Source organism: Streptomyces sp. NPDC043867 (assembly GCF_056435845.1).
In genome coordinates, this window is sequence record NZ_JBWKDS010000008.1 from 153550 (window position 1) to 168509 (window position 14960).

Sequence of the window (14960 nt, forward strand, 5' to 3'; positions counted from 1 at the left end):
CCGGGAACGCCGGCCGGGTTCTCACGGCACGGGGTGCGTCGTCGTCAGGTCAGTTCGGGTTGCGGGGCCGGCTGCCGGACGGGCAGCGTCTTCGGTTCCCAGGCCGCGGTTGTCCGTATGTAGTTGTAGATGACGGAGACCATGGCGAGGAGGAGCAGGGGGCCGGCCAGCCACGGGTGTGCGGCCATCTCCAGAGGCAGACAGCGGTAGGACACCAGGAGTGCGACGCAGACCGTCGAGCCGTGGGCGACCAGTCGGATCCCCGACCGGTCCCAGCCGTGGTCGTAGGCGCGCAGCGCCCCTTCGATCGTGAGCGTGAACACCACGCCGGCGATGAGGTCGGCGCCGTAGTGGTAGCCGAAGCCGAGCGTCGCGGCGAGGGTGGCGATCAGCCAGAACGCGCCGGCGTAGCGCAGGGCGCGCGGGCCCTTGCGGGAGTGGATGAAGATCGCGGTGGCCCACGCGGTGTGCAGGCTCGGCATGCAGTTCCGCGGGGTGATCTTGTCGAACGGCATGAGGTGCGGGGCGCTGATCGGAGGCACTGTCCGCGGCCACAGGTCGGCCACGGCCCAGGGCGCGCTGGGCGGCATGTGCGGAGCCCACAGGCTGACTCCTTCCCAGTGCGCGGCGCCGGTGCCGTAGGCGAAGACCGGCCCGACCACCGGGAAGATCATGTAGAAGGCCGGTCCGATGAGGCCGATGGTGAGGAAGGTGCGCACGAGGTGGTGGCGCGGGAAGCGGCGCTCGGCGGTCACGTGGCGCAGTTGGTACAGCGCGACGACGACCGCGGCCACCGGGAGCTGGCCGTAGACGAAGTCGAGAGTGTTGAAGCCGATCGGGCCGGAGGCGGTGACGATCCGCCCCGCGAGCCAGGACGGGTTGCCCAGTGCGTGGTCGGTGACCGCCACGTACTGGTCGAGCACCATGGGCCGGGTCTGGGAGGTGAGGAAGAGCCAGGCGTCGCCCGTCTTGCGGCCCGCTATGAGGAGCAGGGCCAGTCCCACGCCCTTCAGCAGCAGGACGCGTTCTGGGCCGGTACGGCGGGTGACGGCAACGACCGCGCAGCCCAGGGTCACCCACAGCGCGCCGTTGCCGAAGGGGTGGCCGTCGGTCACTCTGATGTCGGCCACCCAGCGGACCGCCCAGAAGACGACGTCGACGCCGACCGCCGCGCCCAGCGCGATGAACCGCTGCCGCCAGGTGAGAACCACCATCATCAACGCCATACCGGCGTACAGCAGTCCGCCGGATTTGGGCGGGAACAGCACCTCTCGCGCCTGGGTGGTGATCGGACCCGGCAGGCCGTAGTGACGTACGGCGCATTCGAGCGCGACGAGGAATCCGAGAGCCGCGACCGCCGCTGCGGCCCACAGGCCCGCTTGTGGTTGACGCCGTATGTGTATCAATCCAGACCACTTCACTAGATACTGGTTGTGCTGTCGGTCCTACCCGCCCGGGCAGGACGAAAAAAACACCGCGCGGGTTCCGGCCCGGGTTCGGCCGTCGCCGTCCTGCGGTGTGGCCGGGGGCGGAACGGGGTGCGGCGGGCGTCAGGTGACGGTCGGCCAGCTCCGCAGCAACGCGGCGATCTTCCCGGCCGTGCAGGCGGGATCGAGGAGCAGGTCCTTGAGGGCGACGGCATCCTCTCGGACGGGCTTGACGGAAACCCCGGCCGCTTCCAGGTACATCACGCCGCAGGCGGCGGCGACGGCGAGGTTGGAGCGCTCCAGCCAGCGGCACCGGCCCAGCGTGTGCACCAGGGCGGCGGCCTTGGAGTAAGGGCCGTCATAGACGGACTGCTCGAAGAGTTCGGCCCGGTGGCGTGCGACTGCCGACACGGGGACGCCGTAGTCGTCAGGAGCCGGATCGTCTGCTCCGGCGGCCTCCGCGACCTGCAGGATCCAGGGAACGTCGATGTGCAGGTCCATCAGGCCGCGTGCGCTCCCCGAGGCGTCTGCTGGGCCTGTTCGGCCGTGTCGAAGACCGCCTGGTGTTCGGCCAGGAAGCGGGCGGCCGCGTCCACCGCCCGGGCGCGCAGGCCGCTTGCATCGTCCTGCACCAGCCTGGCCAGGTAGTCCCCGATACTCAGTCCCAGGTCGGCGGCGCGCTGCTTCGCGAGTTCCGCGACCTCTTCATTCACGCGCGCGCCCAGTTGTGTCTTCGCCATACCCGCATGGTAACAGCCGTTACCATGCCGCGTCGCGCGACATGAACCGCTGGTCCGCCCGCCCAGGACCGGAAGGTGCACAGGTAATGGCCAGGGCTCGTGGAAGCCCTGGCCATTACCTCACGCAGATGTCAGTGGTGCTTGCAGTCCCAGTAACCCTTGATCCACTGGTGGTCCCAGTGGCCGGGGACGTAGACCCACTTGTAGCTGTGGTGGTGCTCCCAGTAGCCCTGGTGCCAGGTGCCGTGACGGTCGTTGTAGCCCCTGTGCCAGGTCTTGTGGTCGACCTGCTTCTTCTCCCAGTGGCCCTTGACCCACGTCTTCTCCCAGTGCCCGTTCCTCCACTCGCACTTGTCGTGGTGGCCGTGATGGTGACCGGTCACCACGGTGGTGACGGAAGAAGGCGCGGGAGCCGCGTTGGCCGTTGTGGACATGCCGAGAGCGGCACCTCCGGTCAGCAGCCCCGTGGCTGCGGTTCCCACCACCAGCCGCCGGACTCGCATGGATGCTGTCATCGCACGAATCTCCTTGCCAGAGCATTGGCGAACACAACGAAACGGATGCCGGTCCTGTCCGCCGCTGCCGCGGTGCGGTGTGGCGGATACGTGACACCGGCTGCTCCGCTCTCCTGTTGTGTCGGACATGAGGGATTCGGAGCCGGGGCCGCACCGGATGACACAACGGGAAAAAATCGCAAAGGGATCGTTTGGTGAACCGGCGTCGTCGGCAGGTGACCCGGACCCGGTCGGCGCGTCCCGCTCGCGCTTCAGCCGCGACTGCGGGGTCGAGGCTTCGCGCCTTCCCGCCATCCGTCCGGGCGGCGGCTACGAATCACCTGCACAGAGGAATCATCGGTATTGAGGCCCTCAGAGGGGGCGGTCATGTCCACGATCGTTTCACCGCCGGTCACACAGCGGCACTCGGTTGCTCTGCCCTGCGGGCGGCGCGCACCCGCCGTGGCCCGCCACATCACCGAACGATGGCTGAAGACCGCCGACCGGCCGGATCGCATCGCGGACGCCGTGCTGATCGTCTCCGAGCTGGTGACCAACGCGGTCCGTCACACCGGTGACTCGTGCCTGCTGATCCTCACGGTCCAGGGAAGACAACTGGACATCGCCGTCGCGGACCACAGCGAAGAGCTTCCCGATCTCGGCTCACGGGCAGGAGCGGGCGATCATGGCGGCTTCGGCATGGATCTCGTCTGCCGGCTCGGTGAACAGGTCCGGGTCGTCCCCGCTCTCGGAGGCAAGACGGTCCATGTCCTGCTCCGTCTGGAGACGGGTTAGACCACATGGGTACGTGTGACCGGGTTCTCGGTCCGAGACGACGTCACCCGCACGCCCATGCCGCACTGCGCGGTGCTGCGGCCGGTGCCACAGTCGAACACGGCACACAGGGCGCTGCGGGCACACCGCGGATCGCAGCCCGACGTACGAGGGGAGCGGAGCTTGCCGCGCCGATCCGAGCTCAGCACACCAGCGGAGGAGCTGCTGCCGCGTGTCGCCGGAGGCGACAAGGAGGCGTTCACGGGGGTCTACGACGCCTTCAGCGGGACCGTCATGGGACTGGTCTGCCGCATTCTGCGCGACGCCGCCCAGGCGGAGGAGGTCACCCAGGACGTCATGATCGAGGTCTGGCGCACCGCGGACCGCTACGACCCCCGGCGGGGAACGGCCAAGGCCTGGGTGCTCACCCTCGCGCATCGCCGCGCGGTGGACCGGGTACGGGCCGCCCAGGCGAGCTCGGAACGCGAGCGGCGCGCCGGGCAGCTGCTCTCCGAAAGGGCCTTCGACCAGGTCGCCGAGGCCGTGCAGGACCATGACGAGCAGCGGCGCATCTACCGCTGCCTGGCCGCACTGACCCGTCTGCGACGGGTCCCTCTGGTCCTCGCCTTCTACCAGGGCCTGACCTACGTCGAGGTGGCCGACGCGCTGTCCACGCCCGAGGGCACGGTGAAGTCCCGCATGCGCGCGGGCCTGCTGCACCTGCGAGCTTGTCTGGAGGCCGGCGAATGACGCCCGAGGAAGACCCGCACCTCGCCGTCGGTGCCTACGTCCTGCACGCGTTGCCTGCGGCCGAGGAAGCCGCGTTCGAGAACCATCTCGCCGGCTGTGAGGACTGCCGCGCGGAAGTCGCCGAATCGCTGGAGGTCGTCACTCTCCTCGCGGGCGCGGAGACCGCCTCCGTGCCGCCGCACGTGCGCGCCCGCACCCTTGACGCCGTCAGTCGGATCCCTCTGGACCGGCCTCGGCGTCCGTCGGCGGCCAAGCACCGTGCCCTGCGCTTCGCGCTGACTGCGAGCATCGCCGCAGCCGCCCTTCTCGGCGGGGCCGCCGCGTGGCAGCACTCCCAGGCGGACGACGCACGCGCTCAGGCGACCCGAGCGCACGTCGCCGATCGAGCCCTCACCGACGTCGTGACCGCGCCCGACGCCACCCTCCACACCGGAGCGATGACCGGAGGAGGCACGGCAGCCGTCATCGTGTCCCGCTCCGAGGCCCGCGCCCTCTTCGCCGCTCACGACCTTCCAGCCCTCGCCGAAGACAAGGTCTACGAGCTCTGGTTCGCCACCACGGCGGACGACCTGCGTCCCGCCGGTCTCCTGCCGAGCGGGGCGAAGCAGGCTTCGCACGTCCTGCGGGGCCCCCTGGCCGGCGCTGTGGCTGTCGGCATCACCGTCGAACCCGCCGGCGGCTCCCGGCAGCCCACGACCGAACCCCTCGCCGTCATTCCCATCACGGCCTGAAGTGCGGCTCTCCGCCGTCCGGCCGGTGGTGGGTCAGGGGTGCTCGAAGCACTGGAGCACCCCTCCGACGAGGAAACAGAGCGCTCCCGCGAGAGTGCCCCAGTTCGCGATGTCGGCGTTCAGGACGCTTCCCGTCACGGGCCGGGTGAAGGCGGCCAGTGCGGAGACGAGGAAGAGCACGGATCCGAACTGGTTGACGGCGACGATCCACCAGCCGAGGTCGGCGCGACGCACGCCTGGCCGCCCATGGCACACCTCGACCAGCGCGAGGTGCCCCGAGATCAGGAAGAGGATGCATCCGACCATGTCGGGGGCCCAGATCAGCCTGTTCGTCTGCTGCGTCGAGAGCCCTTGGAGCAGAGAGCTCAGCAGGTTGATGCCGAACACCAGCGTGCCCACGAACAGCAGGAAGGTGCTCAGCCAGTCGATGCGGCCGGGTTCGTAGCTCCACCATCGCCGGCTCCGTGCGGCCGGCGCCCCGGCCCCGCTGTCCCGGCGGGGAGCATTGATCGCCTGGAGCAGTGACGCGTAGCCCCCCGTGTTGAAGAACAGACCGCCGGCGAAATAGATCCAGACGCCCGTCGCGCCGCCCGAACCGAACTGGGCCACCCCCGCTCCGGCGGCGAAGAGGGCCCCACCGACCGCGAACGCCCCCGCGGCAAGGGAATTCAGGCTGCGCAGCCGGGCGATCGATTCGTTGTCCGCTCTCCGGGAACGCTGCTCCGGCCCGCCTGGCGTCCGCACGGTGAGCAGGCCACGTTTGCGTGCCGGACGCGATTCCCAGACGGCGGTGCCACCGTTCTCAAGGATCCAGGTCAGCCGGGTGGTGAACGGCCCCGCTCCCTCGGCGGTCTCCTCCAGGTTGCTCACCCGCCGACCGTAGCCGTCCGGCAGCGGCTCCTTCCCCTTCGACGCAGCCCACTTGTGCACACATGTTCGCCAGTGGAACGGCATTGCGGCCGCTTGCCGAGCGCCCCCGGCCGCGGCTCGCTGCCGGGCCTGCCGCGAGGAGGCACCGCCCGGCCGCCGGGTGGGTAGAAGTGGCGCGACGCACCAGTCCGGCCTGCCACGACGCGGCACCAGGGGTGTATCCAGATCGTGTGGACCTTCCTCGGGAGTCAGGGCATGTCATCCGGTTGTGGAACGCGTCGAGCAGCCGGCTTGTTCTGCCTCTCGCCCTGATCGCGATCGTCACGGTCGTGGACATCCTTGCCCCTCCCGACGTTCACCTCGGTCCCTTCCTGGTCGCGGCACCCGCGATCACAGCGTCGTTCGCCGGCCCGCGGATGACGGCCCTGGTCGGCGCACTCGCGGTCCTTGCTCAGGGCACGGTCGGCGTCACCCGGACCAGCCTCACGGACCTCAACCACACCCTTCAGATCGTCGCCCTGGCCCTGATCTCCGTGCTCGTGACGTTCCTCGCCCATCTGCGCGAGCGTCACGAGAAGCAGTTGATCCAGCTTCGCTGGGTGGCGCAGGCGGCTCAGGAGGTCGTACTTCGACCTCTTCCGCGCCGGATCGGTCCACTCCGTCTCGCGTCCGTCTACCTGGCGGCAGAAGCCGAGGCGCAGATCGGCGGCGACCTGTACGCCACGGCGCGCACCACGCACGGCACCCGCGTCCTCATCGGCGACGTCCGCGGCAAGGGCCTGGAGGCGATCGGGGATGCCGCCCGCCTCCTGGGCGCCTTCCGAGCCGCGGCGCACCGGCAGCCCGAACTGCCGGCTCTGGTGGCTTTCCTCGAGGACGCTGTCTCCTCGGACCTCGACACGCCGGGCGACTGGGACGACGACATGGAGGGGCTGGAGGCCTTCACCACAGCGGTCGTCCTGGACATCCCCGACCACGCCACGAACGTCTCAGTGATCAACTGCGGTCACCCGCCGCCACTGCTGTGGTCCCGGGGCGACGTCCACGAGCTGGGGGTGCGCCGGCCGGCGCCGCCACTGGGGCTGACCGGACACGTGGAGAACCCCTTTTCCGTCCAGGACTTCACCGTGGCCGACGGAGACATCATCCTGCTCTACACGGACGGGGTCACCGAAGCCCGCGACGGCAAGGGAGACTTCTACCCGCTGGCCGACCGGCTCGCCGCGTGGTCCGGGCAAGGACCGGACGCTCTTCTCCGCTACCTGTGCGACGACCTCCTGACCCACGCGCGCCGAACCCTGGGAGACGACGCCGCTCTCGTCGCCATCGAACGCGTTGCCCCGAGCGAGCCGTGACGTCCCGGTCCCTCCGGCGAACGCCCGCCGCGGTCGTACGCCGTCGGGCTGGCAGCCGTGTCGTCCTGGACGAGCCGGCGACCCGGCCCCAGGGCCCCGTAGCCAGGCAGGGGCGGGCCACCCGTCTGGTGACCGCCCCGGCCTCAGTCCTGCGGCCAGTCGCTGTACCGGATCCGCGCGAGGTCCCTGATCTCGCCGAGGGTGCCCCACTCGTTCTTCCCGAGCCGGGACAGCGGCCGCAGGAGGTCGATCCGCGGATGCCCGTCCACGACGGTGTCCGCGCGCACCGCGGCGTGGACGACGCGCCCCAGCACGACCGTCGAGTTCCCCAGGCACAGGGTCGCGTGCAGCCGGCACTCCAGCGCCACCGGCGAGGCGGCCACCCGCGGCGGCCTCACCCGCAGCGAGGGTTCCCGCTCGATGCCCACCGCGTCGAACTCGCCCTCCTCACTGGGGAAGTCGGTCGCCGTCGCGTTGATCTGCTCGAGAAGCGCTTCGGGTGCGAAGTTCACGACGAATTCCCCGGTCTCCTCCACGTTGCGCAGGGAGTCCTTGCGCCCGACGGAGGTGAACTGCACGATCGGCGGGTCGGTGCAGGCGACGGTGAAGAACGAGTGCGGTGCCAGGTTGGCGGTCCTGCCGTCGCCCGTGAGCGTCGACACCCACGCGATCGGGCGCGGCACGACCACCGCGGTGAGCAGTTTGTAGAACGCTCCCTTGTCCATGGACTCGGGGGAATAGTCGATACGCATGTCAGGCAGTATCGCTGGCCTGACCGGCGCGGGTGTTACGAGGCCGGCGGAGTCCAGTCGCCGAGCCAGTCCGCGATCTCGTAGCCGGCGGCCGCCGCGTCGGACAGCTGCGGCCGGTCGGCGCTCGCCGCGCCGGATCCCGCGCCGCTGTTCCGGTACTCGGCGAAGCGGTCCTTCTTCCAGGAGAACCCGCCCATGTCGGTCCACGGTGTGGTCCTGACCGCGTCACCGAGCACACTGTCGCGCACGACCGCCTGGGGACGGAGGGTCGCGTCGCCGCCCGCGTGCCAGTTCCGGCCCAGGTAGAAGCTGCGGGCCGCCACGTCGCCGTTCACCTTGGAGTTCGTGATGAGGAAGCCCTTGAAGCCCGCCGGGGTCGACGGGGCGGTGACGAAGCCGGCCGAGGTGCCGTCCGCGCGCTTCTTCAGCGTGAAGGTGGAGCGGTTGAAGACGGCGGTCGCCCGGCCGAAGACGAAGTCCACGTTGCCGACGACGTACGAGTTGTCGACGTAGACCCGGGCCGGCCGGTCCTTCGAGGGGCTCTCCAGTTCCAGGGTGTCCTGGTCGCCGGTGACGATGACGTGGTTCAAAAACGTCCTGTCGCCCGAGGTGCGCAGCGCGACGGCCTGATGGCCTTCCTCGCCGCGGTGGGCCGCCTCGTCGAAGTCGTTGGAGACGGTGAGGTTGCGCACCTCGAAGTCCGGCGCGTCCGCGGTGAGCGTGGCGCTCCCGGAGGTGCCGTACGTTCCGCCGCCCGGCTTCGGCGTGCCCGCCGAGTGACCCTCGACGATCACCGTGTCCGCGGCGTGCTTGCCGGTGCCCCGGATCGTGACGTGCGGCTTGTTCGACGGCACCCTGACGGTCTCGCGGTACGTGCCCGGCGCGACCGCGACGATCACCTGCGAGGGGCTGTTCGCGGGTACGGCGTCCACGGCGGACTGCACGGTCCGGTACTGTCCGCTGCCGTTGCTGGCCACGGTGAGCGTCGTCGCGGCGGCTGCCTTCGTGGTGGTGCCGACGGATGCCTGGGGGCCGGTGCCCCGGCGCAGGATCGCGGGGACGTCGGCGGCGGGGTCGAGCGTGTACGCGTAGTACTTCTTGGGGTCGAAGGCCGTGCCCCCGCTCTCGTTGCGGCCGGTGGTGCTCTTGAAGACGTTTCCGCGCTGCACGAGCGAGGCCGTCCCGTCCCTGGTCACCGGGTTGCGCAGTCCCTCGAAGTAGCTGTTCTCCAGGACCATCTTCGTCCTGCCGCGCGCGTAGTTGCCGTACGAGGACGTGATGTCCGTGCCGGGGTCGTCCTGGAGGTAGTTGTTGTAGAGGTGCGCGTGGGCGACGTTGTCGGTGGACGGGTTGCGCTGTTCGGTTTCGCGGATCCAGTTGTGGTGGATCGTGATGTCGGCCGTGACGTTGTCGGTCCAGCCGATGCCGAAGGCCTTGTTCTCGTTGCTCAGCCTGTTCCAGGAGACCGTCAGGAAGGTGGTGTCCTTGCGGCTGTCGATGAGCCCGTCGGCCATGTGCCGCAGGTCGTTGTGATCGATCCAGACGTGGTGGGCGCCGTCCAGCTGGATGGCGTCGAAGTCGTGCTCCTTGTCGTTCCAGGTGCCCATGTAGGCGTCCCGGATGGTCAGGTTGCGGATGATGACGTTGTGCACGCCCTGGCCGAGGAAGAACCCGCCGCCGACGATGTGCCCGGACGTCCCCGCGCCCACGATCGTCTTGTCAGAGGCGACCTTGATCTCCTTGCCCTTGGGCTCCATCGTGATCGCGCCCGCGACGACGATGACGTACGGCTCGGCGGCGGTCGCGTACTTCTCCAGGTCCGCGAGCGTCTTCACGGTGACGGTTCTGCCGTCCCGTCCGCCGTAGGTGCCCTTCTGGCCGAGGGCGTCGACGGAGGCGAACCCGTCGGCCGCCTGCGTGGCTGCCGCCGGGGCAGGTGCCGCCGACGCCGTGGCACCCGCGTCGTCACCGAACACCCCGAACGCACCGCCGTAGGCGAGGCCGGCCGCGGCGGCCAGCGCGACGGGCAGGCCCACGACGACGCCCTTTCTGCGGCGTCCGTGGCGTGCGGGTGCGGTCCTGTTCTGCTGAGGGGTCATACCGACTTCCGTCCCGATCTGTGTGAGGGGTTCGGCTGTCGGTCGCCGCCGCTCGCGGGGAGGTTGCCGTCGTTCCGGAAGTTTCTGTCCGGCCGGCCGGGTGAGGCGGCGGCCGGTGCGGGTCGCGGCATCGCCGGCGATGAGCGTCAGGCGGGCTGCGGTGCCCAGACCCGTCCCGCGTAGTCCAGGAAGTTCCGCCCGAGGATCTTCTCGATGCGCCCGGAGCGGTAACCGCGCTTCTCCAGGAGGCGGATCAGTTCCCGGAACTGGTCCACTCCGCGCAGGTCGAGCACGAACGGGAGCGTGTCGGCGCGCTCCCCCGCCGCTCCGACGCCGGCCTGCCGGCGCAGGGCCACGTGCTCCGCGAGGTGCGCGCGGTAGGCGTCAAGATCGTCGATGGACGTGATGGTGCCGTCGGTGCCGATGCCGACGTGGTCCTCCCCGCACACGTTCACCGCGTGGTCGATGTGCTCGACCACGTCCGCCGCACCGGCGTGCCCGGAGAGGTGGAGGAAGGGCATGAAGTAGATGCCCACGAACCCGCCGCGGGAGGCGACCAGGCGCAGTTCCTCGTCGGTCTTGTTGCGGGGCAGGTCGGCCAGGGCCCGGCAGCCGGTGTGGTTGACCGACACCGGAGTGCGGGACACCGTCGCGGCCTCCAGGCAGGTGCGTTCCCCGCTGTGGGAGAGGTCGACCATGAGGTGCTGGTCGTTGAGCGCTTCGACCACGCGGCGGCCGAAGTCGCTCAGGCCCCGGTTGGACGGCGCCATCGACCCGTCGCCGAGGTGGTTGGCCTGGTTGTAGGTGAGTTGGACGACCCGCACGCCCAGCCCGGCGAAGGTGGCGACGCGGTCGAGGTCGTCCCCGACGGCGACGGCGTTCTGGAAGCCGTAGACGACCCCGATCCTGCCCTCGCGCCGGGCGCGGTGGATGTCGGCGACGGTGCGGACCTTGAGGAGGTCCGCCGCGTTGTCGCGGACGATCGCGTCCCATACGGCGATCTCGTGCAGGGTGTGCTCGTACGGGGGCAGGTCGCCCATGGTGTAGCCGAGGGTCACGTTGACGGCGGTGAGGCCCGAGGCGTGTGCGTCGGCCAGCGCGCGGGCGTCGATGGTGAGTTGCTCGCTGGAGGCGTTCAGTTGCGCGGCTGCCCCGGCCGACCGCGGAGCGTTGGGGTTGTCGAGTTGCCCCAGCGCGTTGATGATCATGGGGGTGGATGTCATCGGCCCTCCTCGGCCTCGTCACGGCGGGGCTGTCCGGCTGCGGATCCGGGGCGGTCGAACTCGCTGCGGGCGAAGCGGCGGCCGCGCTTGACGGTCAGGGTGACACTGCGCAGATGGTCGATGCTGCGCAGCGGATCGTCCCGCAGGACGGCGAAGTTGGCGAGTTTGCCCGGCTCGACGCTGCCCATGACGGCCTCGGCACCGGCGCTGCGGGCGCCGATCAGGGTGGCCGAGCGCAGTACCTGCGCGGGGGACATGCCGCAGTGGCTCACCAGGAACGCCAGTTCCTCGTACAGGGCGGGGAACGGGTCTTCGGCGTCGGTCTCGTAGTCGGTGCCGGTGGAGATGTCCACTCCGGCCCGGTGCGCCTGGGCCGTGAGTCGGGCCGCGAGTTCGCTGTTGGCGCGGGCACGCGCGGCGGCCTCCGGTCCGTCGCCGGCGAGGGCGTCACTCCGCCACATGCCGGCGGTCGCGTCGAGGACGGTTCCCCGCCGGCGCATCAGGGCGAACAGGTCCGCGAGGAGCGGGTCGTCGCCGTCGGCGAACCTCTCGTAGTCGACCGGGGGTTTGGCTCTGTAGCTCGTCAACGGCCCGTCGGCGCCCTCGAAGGCGAGGAGGGTCACGTGCGAGACGCTGTCCACGCCTGCCGTGACCACCTGCCGGGGAGAGGCGGGAAACACGGTGGCGTGGGCCCACACGGGGATGCCCTGACGGTGCGCTTCCGCGGTGATCGCGGCGACGGCCTCGGCATCGAGATCGGCGTAGACCTTGATCGCGGCGGCGTGGGTGCCCCGCGCCACGGCCACGGCCAGGCGCAGGTCGGTGTCGTCGGTGACGGCCTGCATCCACGGCACCGCTCCCGGGGTCTCGCCCTGGGACACCTGGTGGGTACGCGGGTCGCCGAAGAAGCCGGGGCCCGCCATCAGTGCGGCGTAGCGGATGTCTGGGCCGGGGATCTCGCCGACGAGGGTGGCTCTGGCGAGGTCGCCCACCTGCCGCAGATCGTCCGCCATGTCACGGATCGCGGTGACGCCGCTGTGCACGAGCCGGCGGAGCACCGCCTCGGCCGCAGGCCGGTCGGGAGGCGTCGCGATGTGCTGGTGGGAGTCGATCAGGCCGGGGATGACGAAGCATCCGTCGAGGTCGAACACCTCGGCGTCGGCGGGCAGTTCACCGGTGGTCTCGGCGTCGTCGCCGACCGCCCGGATCCACGCGCCGTCGGTGACGATCGTCGTCGACGGCCGCAGCGGTCCCCCGCTCCCGTCGAACAGCGTGGCTCCGCGGTACACCGTGACCGCACCGTCCGGCGGAGGCGCGTGTGGGTTCGGCTCGGCCGGTGCCGCGTGGATCATCTTCACCTCAAGAGGACTTGTTACGCTGTACGCAACAGCTGTATCGTCACTGGAAACAAGTGCACCGTACGCTGGCCGCTCTCGACACCACAAGGAGTGGTCGGAATTGCCCGAAGCACGCAGTTCGGCCGTGGACAAGGCGCTCGATCTGGTCGAGGCCGTGGCCCGCTCGCCCCACCCCCTTCGCCTCACCGAACTGGCCGACGCGGTGGGCCTGCATCGCGCGACCGCCTACCGCGTCCTGCTCGACCTCGTGCGCCGGGGCTGGGTGCTGCGTGCCGGTGACCGCTACCTGCCCGGCACCGCGGTGCTGGGCCTGTCGTCCTCCGCGGCGCGGAACTCGCTGACGGCTCTCGCCCGCCCCGTCCTCGCGGCCCTGTCCGACGGCACGGGGATGATGGTCAACCTGCAGGTACTGGAGGCCGACCGGGCCCGGGTGATCGACGTCGTACGCCCCGAACGGCTCGCCATGATCACGCGTCTCATGGGCGAGGCCCTGCCCGTCCACCGGTTCGCCGGCCCCCTCGCGCTGGTCGCCGCGCTCCCTCCGGGCTCCCGCGCCCCCTACCTCCGCCTCGCAGAGGCGGCGGGACATCCCCTGACCGGGCCCGACGGGCTGCTGGCCGACATCGAGCGCACCGAGCGGAGCGGGTTCGCCGTCGAGCGCGGCCGCAACGAACAGCCCGTCGCCTCCCTCAGCCGCGCCGTCGTCCCCACCCCGGGAGCACCCGCCTGCGCCCTGACCGTCGTCGGCCTGGCCACGGAGTTCGACGAGGCCCGCCTCGCCGGGCTGCGCGGACAACTCCGGTCGGCTGCCGACGACTTGCAGCGTCTCCTGGCCGGTCCCGGCGTCCCCGCGGACGGTTCGGCGTGAGCGGGGTCCTCGTCCTCGACCGCGCGCAGACACGCGCCGCCCTCGATCCCCGCCGGGTCATGGACGCCGTGGCGACGGCACTCATGGCCGTCAGTGCCGACGAGACCTCCGCACCGCCGCGGATCGCCGCCCGTGCCCCGGGCGGGCTGCTGGGCGCGATGCCAGGACACGTGCCAGGACTGGGGCTCGCGGCCAAGCTCGTCTCCGTGTTCGCCGACCCGACCCGGCCCGGACGCAGCACACACCGGGGGGTCGTCGCGCTGTTCGACGCCGAGGACGGCAGCCCGCTGGCCCTGATGGACGCCGAGTCCCTCACCGCCGTCCGGACCGCCGCGTCGGCCACCCACAGCGCCCGCGCCCTGGCGGCTCCCCGCGCCGGGACCGTCGCCGTCATCGGGACCGGCGCGCAGGCCTGCGCCCAGATCGAGCTGCTCGCCGCACTCGATCCGGCGACCCCCGTGGTGGTCGCGGGCCGTGACCCCGAGCGCGCCGGACGCGCCGCGGCACTGCACCCGGCCGCACGGACCGGGCGGAGCATCGAGGCGGCGGTCCGCGAGGCCGGCACGGTCTTCTGCTGCACCGGGGCCGTCCGGCCGGTGATCGAGCGGGCCTGGCTCGCTCCCGGCACCCACATCAGCTCGGTGGGCGGCTCGCACGGCCCGGAACTGGACGCGGCCACCGTGCACGACGCCACTCTCTTCGCGGAGTGGGCGGGTGCCGCCACGGCCGGAGTCCCGGCGGGGGCCCACGAGTTGCAGGGACTGCCTCCCGGGCGGACGGTCACCCTGCTCGGTTCCGTACTGTCCGGAGAGCACCCCGGCCGGCGCAACGGGACCGAACTGACCGTCTTCAAGTCCACCGGTCACGCCGCCCTGGACGTCGCGGCGGCACACGTCGCGCATGCCGTCGCCCGCGCGGAGGGCTGGGGCACGCCCGTCGACCTGTGATCGAACGGCCCTGCCCGAGCCGGGCGTTCAGGACCGGGTCACCTCACCACTCACGGGCCGAGATCAGTTCCTCCGCGTCCGCGTCGGGGAACCCGTACGTGTCGGCGATGAAGGCGAACTCCTCGGCTATCTCCTCACGGGCCACGGTCTCGATCTCGCTGCCGGCCGCGTCGAACTCGGCCTCCAGGGCGTTGAACTCCTCCGTGGCCGCTTCGGTCAGCGCGTACAGGGCGGCGAGGTCCGCCGGGCGTTCCTCCTCGATGCGTCCGCACAGCCTCAGCAGGATCGCCGTGCCCCGGTCCAGCACGTGGTCGGGGTAGTAGTCGTCCTCGTACAGCGCCCGGAGGAACGCGTGGTCAAGCACCTGCTGATTGCTGATGGACATCCTGTTGGCTCCCTGCCCGGCCCGACGACGTGTCACCCGGATCATGCCGGACCCCACTGACATCGCCGCGCGGCGCTCCGGGGTCAGGCCACCCCCGGCGTCCCGAACATCGAGGCCGGGTTTGAGGATGCCGCTGCGCAACGGGAAAACCCCACCCCGGTCGACCGGGGTGGGGCTGTGTGGAGCG

General features: G+C 70.8%; 16 protein-coding genes. 6 read left to right on the top strand and 10 right to left on the bottom strand.

Annotated features, from left to right (window positions below; all coding sequences use genetic code 11):
* Positions 1-44 precede the first annotated feature (44 nt).
* From AC069T_RS10720 to AC069T_RS10735, 4 genes are all read right to left on the bottom strand, one after another.
* A complete protein-coding gene (locus tag AC069T_RS10720) occupies positions 45-1397 on the bottom strand; it encodes a phosphatase PAP2 family protein (protein ID WP_478782476.1) in 1353 nt (450 codons plus the stop codon).
* Positions 1398-1550: 153 nt separating this feature from the next.
* Complete coding sequence (locus AC069T_RS10725; RefSeq protein WP_478782388.1) at positions 1551-1928, bottom strand: fic family toxin-antitoxin system, toxin component; 378 nt, start codon at positions 1926-1928, stop codon at positions 1551-1553.
* Positions 1928-2167 carry a hypothetical protein gene (locus tag AC069T_RS10730; protein ID WP_478782389.1) on the bottom strand — a complete coding sequence of 80 codons (240 nt, stop codon included), beginning with the start codon at positions 2165-2167 and terminating at the stop codon, positions 1928-1930. Before AC069T_RS10730 ends, AC069T_RS10725 begins: the two co-directional genes overlap by 1 nt.
* Positions 2168-2298: 131 nt before the next feature.
* A complete protein-coding gene (locus tag AC069T_RS10735) occupies positions 2299-2682 on the bottom strand; it encodes a hypothetical protein (protein WP_478782390.1) in 384 nt (127 codons plus the stop codon).
* Between the two features lie 366 nt (positions 2683-3048).
* Here AC069T_RS10735 and AC069T_RS10740 point away from each other — a divergent pair, with 366 nt between their 5' ends.
* The 3 genes from AC069T_RS10740 to AC069T_RS10750 all read left to right on the top strand — a co-directional run bounded on the left by AC069T_RS10740 (position 3049) and on the right by AC069T_RS10750 (position 4916).
* On the top strand, positions 3049-3456 hold the full coding sequence (locus AC069T_RS10740; RefSeq protein WP_478782391.1) for an ATP-binding protein: 408 nt from the start codon (positions 3049-3051) through the stop codon (positions 3454-3456).
* Between the two features lie 162 nt (positions 3457-3618).
* Entirely contained in the window at positions 3619-4185 is a 567-nt protein-coding gene (sigK, locus tag AC069T_RS10745; protein WP_478782392.1) for an ECF RNA polymerase sigma factor SigK, read from the top strand.
* The gene (locus tag AC069T_RS10750; protein WP_478782393.1) at positions 4182-4916 is read left to right on the top strand and encodes an anti-sigma factor; all 735 of its coding nucleotides are present in this window, start codon (positions 4182-4184) and stop codon (positions 4914-4916) included. Before sigK ends, AC069T_RS10750 begins: the two co-directional genes overlap by 4 nt.
* Before the next feature lie 33 nt (positions 4917-4949).
* Here AC069T_RS10750 and AC069T_RS10755 read toward each other — a convergent pair whose 3' ends face one another.
* The gene (locus tag AC069T_RS10755) at positions 4950-5786 is read right to left on the bottom strand and encodes a hypothetical protein (RefSeq protein WP_478782394.1); all 837 of its coding nucleotides are present in this window, start codon (positions 5784-5786) and stop codon (positions 4950-4952) included.
* 329 nt (positions 5787-6115) lie between these two features.
* Between AC069T_RS10755 and AC069T_RS10760 the strand changes: the two genes are divergently transcribed.
* On the top strand, positions 6116-7141 hold the full coding sequence (locus tag AC069T_RS10760) for a PP2C family protein-serine/threonine phosphatase (RefSeq protein WP_478782395.1): 1026 nt from the start codon (positions 6116-6118) through the stop codon (positions 7139-7141).
* A gap of 143 nt (positions 7142-7284) precedes the next feature.
* On the opposite strand, the gene AC069T_RS10765 is transcribed toward AC069T_RS10760, so the two are convergent.
* From AC069T_RS10765 to AC069T_RS10780, 4 genes are all read right to left on the bottom strand, one after another.
* The gene (locus AC069T_RS10765; RefSeq protein WP_478782396.1) at positions 7285-7893 is read right to left on the bottom strand and encodes a flavin reductase family protein; all 609 of its coding nucleotides are present in this window, start codon (positions 7891-7893) and stop codon (positions 7285-7287) included.
* Between the two features lie 35 nt (positions 7894-7928).
* Positions 7929-9992 carry a pectinesterase family protein gene (locus AC069T_RS10770; RefSeq protein ID WP_478782397.1) on the bottom strand — a complete coding sequence of 688 codons (2064 nt, stop codon included), beginning with the start codon at positions 9990-9992 and terminating at the stop codon, positions 7929-7931.
* 146 nt (positions 9993-10138) lie between these two features.
* Positions 10139-11215: a dipeptidase gene (locus tag AC069T_RS10775; protein WP_478782398.1), complete on the bottom strand. Its 1077-nt coding sequence runs from the start codon at positions 11213-11215 to the stop codon at positions 10139-10141.
* Positions 11212-12567, bottom strand: a complete 1356-nt coding sequence (locus tag AC069T_RS10780; RefSeq protein ID WP_478782399.1) for an amidohydrolase family protein — start codon at positions 12565-12567, stop codon at positions 11212-11214. Before AC069T_RS10780 ends, AC069T_RS10775 begins: the two co-directional genes overlap by 4 nt.
* 106 nt (positions 12568-12673) lie before the next feature.
* Between AC069T_RS10780 and AC069T_RS10785 the strand changes: the two genes are divergently transcribed.
* The gene (locus tag AC069T_RS10785) at positions 12674-13441 is read left to right on the top strand and encodes an IclR family transcriptional regulator (protein ID WP_478782400.1); all 768 of its coding nucleotides are present in this window, start codon (positions 12674-12676) and stop codon (positions 13439-13441) included.
* Complete coding sequence (locus AC069T_RS10790) at positions 13438-14388, top strand: ornithine cyclodeaminase family protein (protein ID WP_478782401.1); 951 nt, start codon at positions 13438-13440, stop codon at positions 14386-14388. Before AC069T_RS10785 ends, AC069T_RS10790 begins: the two co-directional genes overlap by 4 nt.
* A 43-nt stretch (positions 14389-14431) precedes the next feature.
* Here AC069T_RS10790 and AC069T_RS10795 read toward each other — a convergent pair whose 3' ends face one another.
* Entirely contained in the window at positions 14432-14773 is a 342-nt protein-coding gene (locus tag AC069T_RS10795) for a DUF5713 family protein (protein ID WP_478782402.1), read from the bottom strand.
* Between the last annotated feature and the right edge of the window lie 187 nt (positions 14774-14960).

Bases quoted from the DNA above. Each gene is read 5' to 3' on its own strand.
- AC069T_RS10730 (WP_478782389.1), bottom strand. From the start codon at position 2,167: ATGGCGAAGACACAACTGGGCGCGCGCGTGAATGAAGAGGTCGCGGAA.
- AC069T_RS10725 (WP_478782388.1), bottom strand. From the start codon at position 1,928: ATGGACCTGCACATCGACGTTCCCTGGATCCTGCAGGTCGCGGAGGCC.
- AC069T_RS10765 (WP_478782396.1), bottom strand. From the start codon at position 7,893: ATGCGTATCGACTATTCCCCCGAGTCCATGGACAAGGGAGCGTTCTAC.
- AC069T_RS10775 (WP_478782398.1), bottom strand. From the start codon at position 11,215: ATGACATCCACCCCCATGATCATCAACGCGCTGGGGCAACTCGACAAC.
- AC069T_RS10740 (WP_478782391.1), top strand. From the start codon at position 3,049: ATGTCCACGATCGTTTCACCGCCGGTCACACAGCGGCACTCGGTTGCT.
- AC069T_RS10750 (WP_478782393.1), top strand. From the start codon at position 4,182: ATGACGCCCGAGGAAGACCCGCACCTCGCCGTCGGTGCCTACGTCCTG.
- AC069T_RS10780 (WP_478782399.1), bottom strand. From the start codon at position 12,567: ATGATCCACGCGGCACCGGCCGAGCCGAACCCACACGCGCCTCCGCCG.
- AC069T_RS10735 (WP_478782390.1), bottom strand. From the start codon at position 2,682: ATGACAGCATCCATGCGAGTCCGGCGGCTGGTGGTGGGAACCGCAGCC.
- AC069T_RS10795 (WP_478782402.1), bottom strand. From the start codon at position 14,773: ATGTCCATCAGCAATCAGCAGGTGCTTGACCACGCGTTCCTCCGGGCG.
- AC069T_RS10770 (WP_478782397.1), bottom strand. From the start codon at position 9,992: ATGACCCCTCAGCAGAACAGGACCGCACCCGCACGCCACGGACGCCGC.